This is a genomic window from Roseateles sp. (assembly GCF_036404855.1).
Lineage (GTDB): Bacteria > Pseudomonadota > Gammaproteobacteria > Burkholderiales > Burkholderiaceae_C > Pelomonas.
The window spans coordinates 1-14,683 of sequence record NZ_DASWYS010000367.1; the positions used below are offsets into that span (position 1 = coordinate 1).

At 68.5% G+C, this 14,683-nt stretch carries 17 protein-coding genes and 1 pseudogene; all 18 read right to left on the reverse strand.

All coding sequences use genetic code 11. From position 1 onward, the window contains the following. Nucleotides 1–490 (reverse strand): annotated as a pseudogene (locus VGF12_RS24540) (hypothetical protein); the annotation flags it as partial. Further along, on the reverse strand, nt 487–1,077 hold the full coding sequence (locus VGF12_RS24545; protein ID WP_331178672.1) for an outer membrane lipoprotein carrier protein LolA: 591 nt from the start codon (nt 1,075–1,077) through the stop codon (nt 487–489). The pseudogene VGF12_RS24540 and the gene VGF12_RS24545, both read right to left, overlap by 4 nt. After that, a complete protein-coding gene (locus tag VGF12_RS24550) occupies nt 1,074–1,490 on the reverse strand; it encodes an acyl-CoA thioesterase (RefSeq protein ID WP_331178673.1) in 417 nt (138 codons plus the stop codon). Before VGF12_RS24550 ends, VGF12_RS24545 begins: the two co-directional genes overlap by 4 nt. Next, the gene (locus VGF12_RS24555; protein ID WP_331178674.1) at nt 1,483–3,009 is read right to left on the reverse strand and encodes an aromatic amino acid ammonia-lyase; all 1,527 of its coding nucleotides are present in this window, start codon (nt 3,007–3,009) and stop codon (nt 1,483–1,485) included. The genes VGF12_RS24550 and VGF12_RS24555 overlap by 8 nt, the downstream gene beginning before the upstream one ends. After that, entirely contained in the window at nt 2,990–3,928 is a 939-nt protein-coding gene (locus VGF12_RS24560) for an acyltransferase (protein ID WP_331178675.1), read from the reverse strand. Before VGF12_RS24560 ends, VGF12_RS24555 begins: the two co-directional genes overlap by 20 nt. Next, entirely contained in the window at nt 3,907–4,638 is a 732-nt protein-coding gene (locus VGF12_RS24565) for a glycosyltransferase family 2 protein (protein WP_331178676.1), read from the reverse strand. Before VGF12_RS24565 ends, VGF12_RS24560 begins: the two co-directional genes overlap by 22 nt. Beyond that, nucleotides 4,635–6,302: an AMP-binding protein gene (locus VGF12_RS24570; protein ID WP_331178677.1), complete on the reverse strand. Its 1,668-nt coding sequence runs from the start codon at nt 6,300–6,302 to the stop codon at nt 4,635–4,637. The genes VGF12_RS24565 and VGF12_RS24570 overlap by 4 nt, the downstream gene beginning before the upstream one ends. After that, nucleotides 6,299–6,853 carry a hypothetical protein gene (locus VGF12_RS24575; RefSeq protein ID WP_331178678.1) on the reverse strand — a complete coding sequence of 185 codons (555 nt, stop codon included), beginning with the start codon at nt 6,851–6,853 and terminating at the stop codon, nt 6,299–6,301. Before VGF12_RS24575 ends, VGF12_RS24570 begins: the two co-directional genes overlap by 4 nt. 13 nt (nt 6,854–6,866) lie before the next feature. Continuing rightward, complete coding sequence (locus VGF12_RS24580; protein WP_331178679.1) at nt 6,867–7,157, reverse strand: acyl carrier protein; 291 nt, start codon at nt 7,155–7,157, stop codon at nt 6,867–6,869. Between the two features lie 8 nt (nt 7,158–7,165). Continuing rightward, nucleotides 7,166–7,432, reverse strand: a complete 267-nt coding sequence (locus VGF12_RS24585; RefSeq protein WP_331178680.1) for a phosphopantetheine-binding protein — start codon at nt 7,430–7,432, stop codon at nt 7,166–7,168. Further along, on the reverse strand, nt 7,377–8,234 hold the full coding sequence (locus tag VGF12_RS24590; protein ID WP_331178681.1) for a lysophospholipid acyltransferase family protein: 858 nt from the start codon (nt 8,232–8,234) through the stop codon (nt 7,377–7,379). The genes VGF12_RS24585 and VGF12_RS24590 overlap by 56 nt, the downstream gene beginning before the upstream one ends. Further along, on the reverse strand, nt 8,227–8,955 hold the full coding sequence (locus VGF12_RS24595; protein ID WP_331178682.1) for a beta-ketoacyl synthase chain length factor: 729 nt from the start codon (nt 8,953–8,955) through the stop codon (nt 8,227–8,229). The genes VGF12_RS24590 and VGF12_RS24595 overlap by 8 nt, the downstream gene beginning before the upstream one ends. 171 nt (nt 8,956–9,126) lie before the next feature. Then, nucleotides 9,127–9,540, reverse strand: coding sequence for a F0F1 ATP synthase subunit epsilon (locus VGF12_RS24600; RefSeq protein WP_331178683.1), 414 nt, complete (start codon nt 9,538–9,540; stop codon nt 9,127–9,129). A 68-nt stretch (nt 9,541–9,608) separates the two neighbouring features. Next, nucleotides 9,609–11,021: a F0F1 ATP synthase subunit beta gene (atpD, locus tag VGF12_RS24605; RefSeq protein ID WP_331178684.1), complete on the reverse strand. Its 1,413-nt coding sequence runs from the start codon at nt 11,019–11,021 to the stop codon at nt 9,609–9,611. A 43-nt stretch (nt 11,022–11,064) separates the two neighbouring features. After that, nucleotides 11,065–11,937: a F0F1 ATP synthase subunit gamma gene (gene atpG / locus VGF12_RS24610; RefSeq protein ID WP_331178685.1), complete on the reverse strand. Its 873-nt coding sequence runs from the start codon at nt 11,935–11,937 to the stop codon at nt 11,065–11,067. A 58-nt stretch (nt 11,938–11,995) separates the two neighbouring features. After that, entirely contained in the window at nt 11,996–13,549 is a 1,554-nt protein-coding gene (gene atpA / locus VGF12_RS24615) for a F0F1 ATP synthase subunit alpha (RefSeq protein ID WP_331178686.1), read from the reverse strand. A gap of 106 nt (nt 13,550–13,655) precedes the next feature. Next, complete coding sequence (locus VGF12_RS24620; protein WP_331178687.1) at nt 13,656–14,189, reverse strand: F0F1 ATP synthase subunit delta; 534 nt, start codon at nt 14,187–14,189, stop codon at nt 13,656–13,658. Beyond that, entirely contained in the window at nt 14,190–14,660 is a 471-nt protein-coding gene (locus tag VGF12_RS24625) for a F0F1 ATP synthase subunit B (RefSeq protein ID WP_331178688.1), read from the reverse strand. It abuts the gene before it with no gap. Between the last annotated feature and the right edge of the window lie 23 nt (nt 14,661–14,683).

Sequence of the window (14,683 nt, forward strand, 5' to 3'; positions counted from 1 at the left end):
AGACGTTGAGCGGATCGTCCGCCCAGGGCCCCATGCGCGGCCCGCCGACGGGCTGGTAGAGCGCCGCGAGCGCCTGGTCGGCCAGTTCGGCCGTCGGCGCCGCGCCCAGGCGCTCGCGGGCCTGGGGCGACAGCAGCCCCGCGCGCACCGGCGCGTACAGGGCCAGCCAGGCCTGGCTGTCGGTGTCGGCCACGCGATGCCGGGCCGGGATGTCGCCCAGGGCCTGCAAGAAGGCGTCGGCCGCGTGCCGCGCCTGGTCCTCGTCGCCCCCGCCGATCAGCACGGTGACGCGGCGCGAGCCGGCATCGGCCAGGGCCTGCGTGGCCTGGGCGGCCAGCGGGCGCTGCTCGTCGCGGGGCAGCATGGCCAGCATGTCGGTCACCGGCGCGCCCCGGTTCACGATCCAGTACCAGGCGTTGTGCGCCACGCAGGCGAGCACGAGCACCAGCCACAGGCCGGCCAGGCGCCGGGTGGTTCGCTCCAGGTTCACTGAAAGAGACCCGGCTCGGGCGCCGCATCGGTGCGCGGGTTGGCGATCTGGATCAGGCTCTCGTCGCCGTTGGCCTCGAAGAGCTGGATGCGGCGCACGAAGCCATCGCCCTCCAGCTCCACCTTCCTGAGCACCTGCTGAAGCGCACCGGGCCTGGGCAGCAGAGCCAGCTGCCAGCTCGCGCCCTTGACGCCGCCACTGAGCTCGAAGAGCTCGGCCAGACCGCTGACGTCGCCATTGAGCAGCGAAAACATCAGCGTCGTGATGAGGCGCACGGCCGGCTCGCGCGCGGCATCCAGGCGCATGGCCGTCTGTCCGCCCTGGCTGGCGCGGATCTCGTTCTGCGTCAGGCGCAGCTCGCTGGCAAAGGGCTTGAGCGTGCGCCACAGCACGCCACGCCCGCGCGCCGCGACGAAGTTGCCGGTGGACACCAGCGGCTTGGCGAAGCCCGGCACCTTCTTGGTCTGCGTGAAGTCGCCGCGCAGCCACTGCGGCTGTTGCAGGCGCTCGCGCACGGCCAGTGCGAGGTCGGGCGTCGCCTGGGACACCACCGGCAGCGCGGCGATCAGGAGCGTGCGGCGCTTCATGCCGGACTCACGCCGAGCTTGCGCCACAGCACCGGCGGACAGACCCACTCCATCTCGCGCGTGGCGATGTTGAGCGCGACCTGGATGGTGTGGGCCTTGTGGATGACCTTGTCGGTCTGGGCGTCGCGGATGACGTAGTCCACCTTGATGCGGTTCTCCCATTCGACGATCTCGGCGCGCACGATGACGCGGCGGCCGTAGGGCAGCATGTCCACGTACTTGAGCCTCATGTCGACGATGGGCCAGGCGTAGCCGGACTCGCGCATCTGCGGGTAGTCATAGTCGAAGCGAGCCATCAGCGCGTTGCGGGCCAGCTCCAGGTACTTCACGTAATGCCCGTGCCAGACGATGTCCATCGGATCCAGGTCATGGAAGGCAGGCGTCAGCTCGATCTCGTGCCAGAGCTCAGGCATACAACCCCCAGGCCTGGCCCCGGATGGCGTCGATCAGCGCGACCAGTTCCTTGTCGAGCGCGCGGTCTTCGTTGATCAGCGGCAACCGTCCGGCGAGGTCGCCCTGCATGGCGGTCAGCTCGGGCGTCAGCGCCAGCGGCCCCTGGCGCTCTCGCAGCGCCACGCCCTGGCGGGCGGCGATCAGCATCGCGGCGACGACCTGCTCGGCCAGGTCCAGCACGCGCAGCGCGTCGCGCGCGGCGATGGTGCCCATGCTGACCTTGTCCTGGTTGTGGCACTCGGTGCTGCGGCTGAACACGGACGCCGGCATGGTCTGCTTCAGCGCCTCGGCCGTCCACGCGGACACGCTGATCTGCAGCGCCTTCAGGCCGTGGTTGATGGCCGCGCGCTCGCCACTGGCGCCGGAGAGATTCGCCGGCAGGCCATGGTTGTAGCGGGCGTCCACGAGCAGCGCGAGCTGGCGGTCCAGCAGATCCGCCACATTGGCGACGGCCGTCTTCAGCGTGTCCATGGCCATCGCGATGTGGCCGCCGTAGAAGTGGCCGCCATGCAGCACGCGCTCCTCGGCCGGGTCGATGAGCGGGTTGTCGTTGGCGCTGTTGAGCTCGTTCTCGATGAGCTGGCGCAGCCAGGGCAGTGCATCCTCCAGCACGCCGATGACGTGGGGGGCGCAACGCAGCGAGTAGCGGTCCTGCAGGCGCTGCTCGTTGCGAGAGGGCCGGTCGCTGGCGAGGTCGGCCCGCAGCCGCTCGGCCACGCGCTGCTGGCCGGCATGGGGCTTGGCAGCGAACAGTGTCGCGTCGAAGTGGTGGGCGTTGCCGGCGCTGGCGACGACGTTCATCGCTGTGATGCGCGTGGCGAGCTTGGCCAGGTACTCGGCACGCGCGAAGGCCAGGCAGGCCAGGCCGGTCATGACGGCCGTGCCGTTCATGATGGCCAGGCCTTCCTTGGGCCGCAGGCGCAGCGGCGTGGCGCCGACGGCGCGCAAGGCCTCGGCCGCGGGCAGGGTCTCGCCGTTGACGCTGACCTCGCGCTCTCCGCAGAGCACGGCGGCAAGGTAGGACAGCGGCGTCAGGTCGCCACTGGCGCCCACCGAGCCCTCGCTCGGGATCAGGGGCAGGATGTCGTGGCGCAGCAGCGTCTCGATCTGGCGCAGCAGGTCCAGGCTGACGCCGGACAGGCCCTGGCACAACGACGCCAGGCGTGCACCCAGCACGGCGCGGGTCTGTTCCGCGCTCAGCAGCGCACCGGCACCGATGCCGTGGTACGTGTAGAGGTGGTGGGGCAGCTCGGGCACCAGGGCCGGCGGCACGGCCACCGTGCAGGAGTCGCCGTAGCCAGTGGTGACCCCGTAGATGACGCCGTCCTCGGCCAGCAGGCGGGCGACAAAGTCGGCACCGGCCTGAATGCGGGCCCGGAACTCGGGCGCGCGCCCCAGCTCCGCGCTGGCGCGGCGCCGGGCCAGCGCCACGATGTCTTCGATGAGGAGGCGCTGGCCGTCAAACGTGATGGGCGGCATCGGGACGATCCCAGAAAGCGTAGAAGTTGAACCAGTCATAGGGCGAACGGCGCAGCCGCACGGCGAGTGCATCGGCGAAACAGCGGGCATGCTCGGCGAGCGCGGCGTCACGGGCGCGGCGCGGCAGGTGAACCCGCTCGGCCAGCAGCTCGAACTCCAGCGAATAGCCCGCGCCCTCATGAAGGCTGAGCATCAGGTAGAGCGGACACCCGAGCAGCCCGGCGATCAGGTAGGGGCCGACGGGGAAGTCGGCCTCGCCGCCGAGGAAGGGGACGCGCACGGTCTTGCTGCCGCGCACCGGCACGCGGTCGCCCGCGATGGCCAGGAACTCGCCGGCCGCGACGCGCTCGGCGAGCCTGAGCGTGAGGCCCATGTCGAGCTCGCTGACCTCGATGAGCTCGACGCCGCGCCGCGGGTTCAGCCGCGCGAGGATGCGGTTGAAGCTCTCGGCATGCTTGGTGTGCACCAGCACGTTGACCTTGAGCTCGGGATGCGTCTCGGCCAGCGCCTGACACAGCTCCAGGCAGCCGGTGTGGGCCGTGACGAGCACGGCGCCCTGGCCCTTGGCGGCCTGGGCATGCACGGCCTCGGTGCCCTTTGTCCGCACGCGGGACAGCGGGTAGCGGCCCGCGATGGCGAGCAGCTTGTCGAGCATGGTCTCGGCGAACAGCCGCACATGGGCCAGGCCCTGGCGCCAGCCGGCGGAGGGCTGCAGCCGCCGCAGATAGCCCAGGCTGTGCGCCCGCAGCCCCGGCTGCGCGAGCCAGTACACCAGCACCACCGGCCACATCAGCACGCGAAACACCTTGCGCCCCAGCAGGCGGTGCACGAAGAAGAGCAGCCAGATGCCGGCGACGAAGGTGCTCTCGCCCATCGAGGCCCAGTGGCGCTGCGCCTTCATGCCGAGAACTTTCGCCACAGCAGCAGCGGCGCGCGCAGCAGCATGCCGAAGAAGAGCCGCGTGTGCATGGCCGAGATCAGCAGGTTGTCGTGCCAGACACGGAAATGCGAGACGCCGTCCTCCGGATAGCGCACGCGCGTCGGCAGGTTGGCGACCCCCATGCCCGACCACACCAGGCGCACGGCGATCTCGGTGTCGAAATCCATGCGGCGCCCGATGTACTGACCTTCCATGCAGCGCAGCGTGGCCGCCAGCGGGTAGATGCGGAAGCCGCACATCGAGTCGCGCACCGCGAAGGACAGCGTGTTGATCCAGACCCAGATGTGGGTAGCGTAGCGGCCGTACAGGCGCGCCCGGGGCACGCTGTCGTCATAGACCGGGCAGCCGCAGATCAGTTCGGTGGGCGCGGCCTCGGCGGCGGCGACGAAGGCAGGGACATCGCGGGTGTCGTGCTGGCCATCGGCATCGATCTGCAGCACGTGCGTCCAGCCCAGCCGGGCTGCCCGGCGCAGGCCGGCCATGACGGCCCCACCCTTGCCCTGGTTGACGGGCAGCCGCTCCAGGAACACATCGGGCTGCCGGGCCAACGCGTCCAGCACGGCGGCGCAGTCGGGGTCGCTGGCATCGTCCACCAGCAGCACCGGCAGGCCGTGGGCACGCAGTGCCGCGACGACGCAGCCCACGGGGCCGCCGTGGTTGTAGACGGGAATGACGGCGCCGGGCGTCATGGCGTCCCGAACAGCAGCCGGCCGCTGGCGTGCTGGCCAAGGTCGGAGTGGTAGCGGAAGGACAGCTTGCCCGGCGCCCAGCTCAGGGACAGCGTGACGGGGCGGCCCGGCGCGATGACGCGCTGGAACTTCAGCGCCTCCATGCCGCAGAACTCGCCGGCGATAGCGAAGCGCTCGCGGCCGAACAACTCGGCCCATTCGACCTGCACGACGCCGGCGAGTATGGGGTGGCCGGGGAAGTGGCCGTCGAACTGCGGCAAGGTCGGGTCGATGGCCAGCGTCAGGTCATGGCCGGCCTCGCTGACGTGGATGGCGCGCAGCGCCGGCCGACGCGCGTCGAACTCGGCCAGCAGCCGGGCCTGCGTCGACTTGCCCTGGGCGTTGAGGGGCAGCTCGGGCAGGAAGCGAAAGCGCCGCGGCAGCGCCACACGCTCGACGACATCCGCGAGGCTCGCCCGCAGCGCCTCGGCCAATGCGCGCCGGCCCTGCGCATCGTGTAGCCGCCAGCCGGCTTCGCTGGGCACGGCGACGACGCCGAGTTGCTCGCGCGGCTCGGTCAAGGGCACGAGGCGCAGGTCGGCGACCAGCGGCGAGGCGCGCAAGGCAGCCTCCACGGCCGTCAGCGAGACGCGCTTCTCGGCGATCTTGACGATGCGGTCGGCACGGCCGCGCAGTTCGAAGCCGCCGGGCACGGCCGCGGCGCGGTCGGCGCTGGGCATCCAGCCGGCGTCATCCAGGTGCGCCGAGCGCAGCCACAGCGCGTCGTCCTCGATGCGCCATTCGACGCCCGGCAGGACCTGCCAGTGGGTCGGGGCATCGGGGTCGCGCTGGCGCCAGGCCACGCCGCCGGTCTCGCTGCTGCCGTAGACCTCGATGGGCGCCCGGCCGAAGACGCGCAGACAGCCCGGCAGCGCTGCATCGGGCAGCGGCGCGCCCGAGCTGAAGACCTGCACCACGGGCAGGTTCTCCACCAGCGGCAGCCGGCTCAGGTGGGCGGGACTGGCGATGAGGATGGCGCGGGCGCCAGATGACGCCAGCTCGGCCAGGTCTTCGAGGACGACCAGGCTTTGCGCCTGCAGCGGCCGGCCGGTGGCGAGCGGCCACAACACACGGAAAAGCAGGCCGTAGACATGCTGGTGCGACACGCTGGCGAGCACGGCCGCGCCGGGCGCTGCGGCGCCGAAGGCCTGCTCCAGCGCCGTGACCTCGTCAAAGAGCTGGCGCAGCCGCTTGGGCAGTGCCTGGGGCTGGCCGGTCGAACCGGATGTGAAGACGACCAGTTGCAGGGCCTCAGGGTCCAGCGGCCGCGTCGCGGCCACCGGGGTGGCCGCGGGCTCGATGCCAGGCAGGTCTTCGGGCGCGGCGACGTCGCCGGCAAAGCCATCGACGCGGGCCCGCAGCGCCTGCCGGCTGGCCGGCGTCAGGTCGCCCGGCAGCCAGGCCTGCTTGCCGGCTTGCCAGACGCCGAACAGCGCGGCGGCGAAGCTCAGGCTGTCCTGGAAGTAGAGGGCGAAGCGCTGGCCCGGATGCACCTCGAAGGCGGCCTGCCAACGGCCGGCCTGCGCGATGAAGTCGGCGCCAGAGACAGGCTCGCGACGTCGCCAGCCGACCACGGCGGGCGGCGCGGCCATCAGCAGCGCGGCCAAACGCTGGGCCGGCGTCATGCCTGCAGCCTTGCGTAGCGCGCCCGCAGATGCCGACGCAGCAGCCACTCGCCGCCCATCAGCGTGCCGATGAGGACATACGCGATCAGGCCGTTATACAGCGCCCAGGTGGCCTCAGACGTCCACAGCGCAGTGGCCAGCGCCATGCCGCCGTTGAGCACGAAGAAGCCACACCAGACCTGCGTGACGCGTCGGGTGTAGGCCTGGCCTCGGGCATCGAGGTCGGGGTCCTGCAGGCGCGCGATGCGCTCGGCCACGCTGGGGCCGCGCACCAGGCTCACCCCGAAGATGACAAGCAGCACGACATTGACGAGCACGGGATAGAGCTTGAGCGGCAGGCTCATGTTGAGCAACGCAGTGCTGGCGGCCAGCAGCAGCGCCGCCAGCGCGACCCAGCGCGCCTGCACGAGCTGTGCACCGCCGGCCAGCCAGCGCAAGGCGCCGAGCACCAGCAGCAGCAAGGCGAGGTAGCGGGGCTCGACATGCCCCAGGCTGAAATAGACGATCAGCGGATACGCGGCCGTCAGGGCCAGCACCAGGGCCCAGCGCATCGCTCGGCGCCGGTCAGGCGGTGGCCGCAGTCGGCTTGTCGCCGACTTCAGCTCCGGCATCGGCCTTCAGCAGGCCTTGCAGCGCGTCGATCACGTCCTGCACGGTGCGCACGGCCTTGAAGGCCTCGGGCTGCAGGCGCTTGCCCACCAGGGGCTTGAGCTTCACGATGAGGTCCACGGCATCGATGCTGTCGATGTCGAGGTCGTCGTAGAGCTTGGCCTGCGGTGCCACGCGGTCAGCCTCGATGTCGAAGGTCTCGACGAGGATGCTGCGCAGGCGTTCGAAGATTTCTTGGTCGGTCATGACGGCACTCACGCGGCAAGCTTGCGATGGCTGGCAACGAACTGTGCCAGCGCACGGATGCTGGCGAAGTGCCGGCGGGTTTCGGCGGAATCGGCGGCCATGCTCAGGCCGTAGCGCTTCTGCAGCGCGAGGCCCAGTTCCAGCGCGTCGATGGAGTCCAGGCCGAGGCCCTCGACGAACAGAGCCTGCTCGGCATCGATGTCCTCGGGCTTGAGGTCTTCAAGTTGGAGTGCCGAGATCAGCAGTTCCTTGATTTCTTGTTCCAGCGCTTGCATGACTCCCCTTCGTGACTGTCTTCGGTAGCCTCGAGGGCTCTGAGAAAAACTGGATCAGGCTCTCCGTCAGCCGCCTGGCGGCCCGGCCATGCTCACCGCCGGCCGCTTCCAGAACGGGCGCGGTGGGCAGGTCGTCGCCGACCTCGATGGTGAAGCGCAGCGGGCGCTTGGCGACGGTCCACCAAGGCTGCCCCTTGTACAGACCGAGCGGCTCGCAGTGGATACGCACCGGTGTGATGTCGAGTCCGCCGCGCAGGGCAATCTGCGCCGCGCCGCGTTGCATCTTCAGGGCTTGCCCGGGCCGAGACCGCGTGCCTTCGGGAAAGATGATCAGGTTGCTGCCCGCCGCCAGCGTGTCGGTACAAGCCAGCAACAAATCAGCGCCCGGATTGTTGCAGATGTAGCCCGTGGCTCGCACCGGCCCCCTCGTACAAGGGTGGTCCGCCAACGTGGACTTGACCACGCAACTGGCGTTGGGAACCAGGCCGATGAGAAAGGCGACGTCGATCAGCGTCGGATGGTTGGCCAGGATGAGCAGCCCACGGCGCTGCAGCTTCTCCACGCCGTGCACCTCGTAGCGGATCAGGCCCAGCAGCCGCAGCCAGCCGACGAAGAGGCGGAATACGGCCTGCACCACGGCGCGGGCGGCGTGCTGGCGGCGCGCGTGGTCGCGCAGCAGCAGGTTCTGCAGCGGAAAGACCACGACCCACAGCAGCAGGCCGCCAATGCCGAAGCAGGCAAAGGCCAGCGCCGTGGCGAAGATGCGCCACAGCCGCCCGGGCCAGTGAAGCCATTCAGCCATGGCGACTCCACAGCCAGCCGCCCTGCGGGGCGGGCTGGCGCCATTGCGGCGCCTCGCCGGTCAGGAAGCGCAGCGCAGCGAGGTCCGGCGGCAGCCCGGCGGCAACGGTGTCGGCATCGGCGGGCGGCATGGCCTGCAGGCGCAATCCACATTCGGCCGGCTCCAGCAGCACGGCCCAGGCGCGCGTCGGCCCGGGATGCGGGTCGAAATCCTGGTAGGGCTCCGGCAATTCGGCCTCGACCGACACCACCAGCACCTGGGGCGCGCCCTGGGCCAGCAGGCCGACAGCTTCGCAGATGCCCGCCGCAGCGCTGGCCGGACCGGCGGAGACGGCCGCGTAGTTGGCCGTGTCGCCGCGGGCGATGGAGTAGACCGCACTGCTCGCGTTGTGGACGGAAAGGCTGAAGGCGGTGGGCGACAGCGGCTCGCCCCGGGCCAGTTCACGCAGCAACGCCACCGAACGTGCAATCTCGCCCCAGCGAGAGGCAAAGACGACCGGCCCCGTCGGCACATCGCCCTGCGCCCACCACGCCGCTTGCAGCGCAGCACGCCCGAGGGGGTCGATGCGGCGGCGCGTCATGGCCGGCACCTCGGCCAAGGGCGCTTGCCCCTCCCCCGCCGGCAGCGGCCAAGCAGGCGACGCCAGCCACGCGCTCCAGGCTTCCTGCGTCTGCAGGCCGGGCGCCCAGGCAGCCCAGCGGCGAACTCGGAAGTCGGTCATGGCGCTTGTCTTGCGTTGCTCAGTCGAGGAAGGCGCGGATTATCCGCAGCCTGCCGCGGCGACATTGGAGTGGCGCGTCCAGAACCGGTGCGCGGCCCCCAAAAACACCGAACGCGGCCGGAGCCGCGTTCGCAAGAGGTGCACATCGCCGTTCGCGATGCCGCGACCTTCTTATTTCTTCAGGAACTTGCGCAGCGCAGCGATCTGGGCTGCCTGGATGGCCAGTTCGCTCTGGATGGCGGCCTGGTCGAGCTTGTCCTTGGCGTTGCGCAGCGACTCCTCGGCCGCCTTTTTCGCTTCCACCGCCTTGGCCTCGTCGAGGTCCTTGCCGCGGATGGCGGTGTCGGCCAGCACGGTCACGCGGTTCGGCTGAACCTCGAGGATGCCGCCGGCGACGAAGACGAATTCTTCGTTGCCGTCAGTCAGCTCGATGCGCACGGCGCCCGGCTTGATGCGCGTGATCAGCGGCGTGTGCTTGGGCAGGATGCCGAGCTCGCCGGACTCGCCCGGCAGGGCGACGAACTTGGCCTCGCCGGAGAAGATCTGCTCTTCGGCGGAGACCACGTCGACGTGGAGGGTTGCCATATCAATCGTCCTGGGCTGTGGGGTTGGGAAGGTTCAGTGAAGCAACGGGGCCAAAGCCCCGCGGCGCCTTACTGGATCTTCTTCGCCTTCTCGAAAGCCTCGTCAATCGTGCCGACCATGTAGAAGGCCTGCTCGGGCAGCGTGTCGCACTCGCCGTTGACGATCATCTTGAAGCCGCGGATGGTTTCCTTCAGCGGCACGTACTTGCCCGGCGTGCCCGTGAACACTTCGGCGACGTGGAAAGGCTGCGACAGGAAGCGCTGGATCTTGCGGGCGCGAGCCACGGCCAGCTTGTCTTCCGGCGACAGTTCGTCCATGCCCAGGATGGCGATAATGTCGCGCAGTTCCTTGTAGCGCTGCAGCACCTGCTGCACGGCACGGGTCGTCGTGTAGTGGTCCTCGCCGACGACGTTGGGGTCGATCTGGCGGCTGGTCGAGTCCAGCGGGTCCACGGCAGGGTAGATGCCCAGCGAGGCGATGTCACGCGACAGCACGACGGTGGCGTCCAAGTGGGCGAAGGTCGTGGCAGGCGACGGGTCGGTCAGGTCGTCCGCGGGGACGTAGACGGCCTGGATGGACGTGATCGAGCCGACCTTGGTCGACGTGATGCGCTCCTGCAGGCGGCCCATTTCCTCGGCCAGCGTCGGCTGATAGCCCACGGCGGAAGGCATGCGGCCCAGCAGCGCGGACACTTCCGTGCCGGCCAGCGTGTAGCGGTAGATGTTGTCCACGAAGAACAGCACGTCCTTGCCTTCGTCGCGGAACGACTCGGCGATGGTCAGGCCGGTCAGGGCGACGCGCAGGCGGTTGCCCGGGGGCTCGTTCATCTGGCCGTAGACCATCGCGACCTTGGAGTCCTCGAGCTTCTCCTGCACGACCACGCCGGAATCCGACATCTCGTGATAGAAGTCGTTGCCCTCACGGGTGCGCTCACCCACGCCGGCGAACACGGACAGACCGCTGTGCGCCTTGGCGATGTTGTTGATGAGCTCCATCATGTTGACGGTCTTGCCGACGCCGGCGCCACCGAACAGACCCACCTTGCCGCCCTTGGCGAACGGGCAGATCAGGTCGATCACCTTGATGCCGGTTTCCAGCAGGTCCTGCGACGGGCTCAGCTCGTCATAGGCCGGAGCCGTGCGGTGGATGGAGGCGGTCAGTTGGGAAGCGACCGGGCCGCGCTCGTCGATGGGGTTGCCCAGCACGTCCATGATGCGGCCGAGGGTGGCCTTGCCCACCGGCACCTGGATGGTGTCGCCGGTGTTGTAGACCTGGGTGCCGCGGCGCAGGCCGTCGGACGAACCCAGCGCAATGGTGCGGACCACGCCGTCGCCCAGCTGCTGCTGGACTTCCAGCGTCAGGGCCGAGCCTTCCATCTTCAGGGCGTCGTAGACCTTGGGCATCTGGTCGCGGGGAAATTCCACGTCCACGACGGCGCCGATGCACTGAACGATCTTGCCTTGGGCTTGAGTATTAGCCATTTGTGCGTTCCTTCAATTCAAATCTTGTGCGTGCCGAACTCGATCAACCCACAGCGGCAGCGCCGCTGACGATCTCGGAGAGTTCCTTCGTGATCGCGGCCTGGCGGGTCTTGTTGTAGACCAGCTTCAGCTCGCCGATCAGCGTGCCGGCGTTGTCGGTCGCGGCCTTCATGGCCACCATGCGGGCAGACTGCTCGCTGGCCATGTTCTCGGCAACGGCCTGGAAGACCAGCGCCTCCGTGTAGCGCACCAGCAGCTCGTCGATGACGGTGGCGGCGTCCGGCTCGTAGATGTAGTCCCACGAGTGGCCAGCCTTCTCGGTCGCCATGTCGTCGGCCTTCAGCGGCAGAAGCTGCTGAACGACGACCTCCTGCTTCATCGTGTTGATGAACTTGGTGTAGCAGAGGTAGACGGCCGAGAGCTTGCCGGCGGCGTAGGCGTCGAGCAGCACCTTGACGGGACCGATCAGCGTCTCGATGTGGGGCTGGTCGCCGAGCTGGGTGGCGTGAGCTACGACCTTGGCGCCGACGCGGTTCATGAAGCCGAAGCCCTTGCCGCCGATGGCGACGACGTCGGTCTTGTGGCCTGCGGATTCCAGGTCCTTGAGCTTGGCAGTGGCCGCGCGCAGCAGGTTGGTGTTGAGACCACCGCACAGGCCCTTGTCCGTCGTGACGACGACCATGCCGGCCGCCGACGCCTTCTCGTTCTTCACGAGGAAGGGGTGGCGGTACTCGGGATTGGCCTGGGCCAGGGCAGCCGCGATGTTGCCGATCTTCTCAGCGTAGGGACGGGCCGAGCGCATCCGTTCCTGCGCCTTGCGCATCTTGGACGCGGCGACCATCTCCATCGCCTTGGTGATCTTCTTGGTGTTCTCGACCGACTTGATCTTGCCGCGGATTTCTTTGCTTGAAGCCATTCGAACTCCTAGTCAGTACGGGGCTGGTTTGAGGCCTGGCCCCGCGTGTTCCTTGGCTTTAGGCGAACGACTTCTTGAAGGAAGTGATCGCGGCGTTCAACTCGGCCTCGGCGTCCTTGTCCATCGCCTTGTCGTTGTCGAGCTTGGCAATGAGTGCGGCGTGGCTGGTCTTCAGGTGCTGGTGCAGGCCGTGTTCGAAGGCGAGCACCTTGTTCACGGCGATGTCGTCCAAGAAGCCCTTGTTGGCGGCGTACAGCGACGCGCCCATCAGGCTGATCGACAGCGGCGAGTACTGGGCCTGCTTCAGCAGTTCCGTCACGCGGGCGCCGCGATCCAGCTGCTTCTTCGTCGCAGCATCGAGATCGGAGGCGAACTGCGCGAAGGCCGCCAGCTCACGGTACTGGGCCAGGTCGGTACGGATACCGCCGGACAGGCTCTTGATGAGCTTGGTCTGGGCGGACGAGCCGACGCGCGACACCGAGATACCGGCGTTGATGGCGGGGCGGATACCGGCGTTGAACAGGTTGGTTTCCAGGAAGATCTGGCCGTCGGTGATCGAGATCACGTTGGTCGGAACGAAGGCGGACACGTCACCGGCCTGCGTTTCGATGATCGGCAGCGCCGTCAGCGAACCCGTCTTGCCCTTGACCTCACCCTTGGTGAAGGCTTCGACATAGTCAGCGTTCACGCGGGCGGCACGCTCCAGCAGGCGGCTGTGGAGATAGAACACGTCGCCGGGGAAGGCTTCGCGGCCCGGCGGGCGGCGCAGCAGCAGCGAGACCTGGCGGTAGGCGACGGCCTGCTTGGACAGGTCGTCATAGACGATCAGGGCGTCTTGACCGCGGTCGCGGAAGTACTCGCCCATCGTGCAGCCGGAGTAGGCCGACACGTACTGCATGGCGGCGGACTCGGAGGCGGAAGCCGCGACGACGATGGTGTATTCCATCGCGCCGGCCTGCTCCAGCGAGCGCACCACATTCTTGATCGACGACGCCTTCTGGCCGATGGCGACGTAGACGCAGGTCATGTTCTGACCCTTCTGGTTGATGATCGCGTCGATGGCGACGGCGGTCTTACCAGTCTGGCGGTCACCGATGATCAGCTCGCGCTGGCCACGGCCGATCGGCACCATGGAGTCGATGGACTTCAGACCGGTCTGCACCGGCTGGTCAACCGACTTGCGGGCGATCACGCCCGGGGCGACCTTCTCGATGACGTCGGTCATCTTGGCGTTGATCGGGCCCTTGCCGTCGATGGGCTGACCCAGCGCGTTCACCACGCGGCCGATCAGCTCGGGGCCGACCGGCACTTCCAGGATGCGGCCCGTGCACTTGACGGTGTCGCCTTCCGAGACGTGCTCGTACGCACCCAGAATCACGGCGCCGACGGAGTCGCGCTCGAGGTTCAGGGCCAGACCGAAGGTCTGCGTGCCGTCGGCCGTCGGCGGGAATTCGAGCATTTCGCCCTGCATCACGTCGGACAGACCGTGGACGCGGACGATGCCGTCGGAAACGGACACGACGGTGCCCTGGTTGCGGATGTCCGTGCTGCCACCAAGACCCTCGATGCGGCTCTTGATCAGTTCGGAAATTTCAGCGGGATTCAGTTGCATGCTTGGTCTCCCAGTTGGCCGTTCCGTCGCCGGATCAAGGGCGGGGTCAGACGCGGGGGTGAATCGGAATGTCTTGCGTGGCGTGCGGGATGAGCGACTCTGCGTGTCAGGCAGTCAGCGCAACCTTCATGCGCTCCAGGCGGGCCTTGACGGAGGTGTCCAGCACCTCGTCGCCGACGACGACGCGAACGCCGCCGATCAGTTCAGGCTCCAGTTGCACATGGGCGTCGAGCTTGCGGCCGAATCGCTTTTCCAGCGTGGCCTTGAGCTCGGCGAGCTGTGCACCGCCGATCTCGTAGGCGCTGAAGATCTGCGCGTCGGACACACCGGAGGCGGCGTTGGCCAGCACGTGGTACTGAGCCACGATCTCGGGCAGCGCAGCGATGCGGCCGTTCTCGACGACAGTCTGCAGAAAGTTCTGCACGCCGGCGGCGAGGTCCTGCTTGACGGCGGCGGTCATGACCGCGACGACTTGCTGGGCTTCAGCCTTGGGGTGATCGGCGAACTGGCGCAGATCGGCGTCCTGCGCCACCTGGGCCAGCGCGTCGAGCTGCTGGCCCCAGGCCGCGAGGTCGTGCGACTTGGCAACCTGGAACAGGGCTTCGGCGTAAGGCCGGGCAATGGTGGCGATCTCGGCCATTTACAGCTCCGTCTTCAGGCGAGCCAGCAGCTCGGCATGAACGCCGGCGTTGACTTCCTTTTGCAGGATCTGCTCGGCGCCCTTGACGGCCAGTGCAGCGACCTGCTCGCGCAGGGCCTCACGGGCGCGGGAAACCTGCTGCTCGGCATCGGCCTTGGCGGCGGCCAGGATCTTGGCGCCTTCTTCTTCGGCGCGGCCCTTGGCGGCGTCGACGATGGCGGCGGCACGCTTCTCGGCATCCGAGAGCAGCTTGCCGGATTCAGCCTTCGTGGCAGCCAGTTCCTTGGCGATCTGCGCTTCGGCGCCGGCCAGCTCGGCCTTGGCCTTGTCGGCAGCGGACAGGCCAGCAGCGATCTTCGCGGCACGCTCGTCGAGCGCCTTGATGATCGGCGGCCACACATACTTCATCGTGAACCCGACCAGAATCAGGAACACGATCATCTGAACGATGAGCGACGCGTTAATAAACACGGTGGTGCCTCACAAAGTTTCGA

Excerpts from the sequence above, each read along its gene's own strand:
- VGF12_RS24595 (WP_331178682.1), bottom strand. The coding sequence starts at position 8,955 with ATGACCGACTTCCGAGTTCGCCGCTGGGCTGCCTGGGCGCCCGGCCTG.
- VGF12_RS24585 (WP_331178680.1), bottom strand. The coding sequence starts at position 7,432 with ATGCAAGCGCTGGAACAAGAAATCAAGGAACTGCTGATCTCGGCACTC.
- atpD (WP_331178684.1), bottom strand. The coding sequence starts at position 11,021 with ATGGCTAATACTCAAGCCCAAGGCAAGATCGTTCAGTGCATCGGCGCC.
- VGF12_RS24550 (WP_331178673.1), bottom strand. The coding sequence starts at position 1,490 with ATGCCTGAGCTCTGGCACGAGATCGAGCTGACGCCTGCCTTCCATGAC.
- atpA (WP_331178686.1), bottom strand. The coding sequence starts at position 13,549 with ATGCAACTGAATCCCGCTGAAATTTCCGAACTGATCAAGAGCCGCATC.
- VGF12_RS24590 (WP_331178681.1), bottom strand. The coding sequence starts at position 8,234 with ATGGCTGAATGGCTTCACTGGCCCGGGCGGCTGTGGCGCATCTTCGCC.
- VGF12_RS24565 (WP_331178676.1), bottom strand. The coding sequence starts at position 4,638 with ATGACGCCCGGCGCCGTCATTCCCGTCTACAACCACGGCGGCCCCGTG.
- VGF12_RS24545 (WP_331178672.1), bottom strand. The coding sequence starts at position 1,077 with ATGAAGCGCCGCACGCTCCTGATCGCCGCGCTGCCGGTGGTGTCCCAG.
- VGF12_RS24555 (WP_331178674.1), bottom strand. The coding sequence starts at position 3,009 with ATGCCGCCCATCACGTTTGACGGCCAGCGCCTCCTCATCGAAGACATC.
- VGF12_RS24600 (WP_331178683.1), bottom strand. The coding sequence starts at position 9,540 with ATGGCAACCCTCCACGTCGACGTGGTCTCCGCCGAAGAGCAGATCTTC.
- atpG (WP_331178685.1), bottom strand. The coding sequence starts at position 11,937 with ATGGCTTCAAGCAAAGAAATCCGCGGCAAGATCAAGTCGGTCGAGAAC.
- VGF12_RS24580 (WP_331178679.1), bottom strand. The coding sequence starts at position 7,157 with ATGACCGACCAAGAAATCTTCGAACGCCTGCGCAGCATCCTCGTCGAG.
- VGF12_RS24620 (WP_331178687.1), bottom strand. The coding sequence starts at position 14,189 with ATGGCCGAGATCGCCACCATTGCCCGGCCTTACGCCGAAGCCCTGTTC.
- VGF12_RS24575 (WP_331178678.1), bottom strand. The coding sequence starts at position 6,853 with ATGCGCTGGGCCCTGGTGCTGGCCCTGACGGCCGCGTATCCGCTGATC.
- VGF12_RS24570 (WP_331178677.1), bottom strand. The coding sequence starts at position 6,302 with ATGACGCCGGCCCAGCGTTTGGCCGCGCTGCTGATGGCCGCGCCGCCC.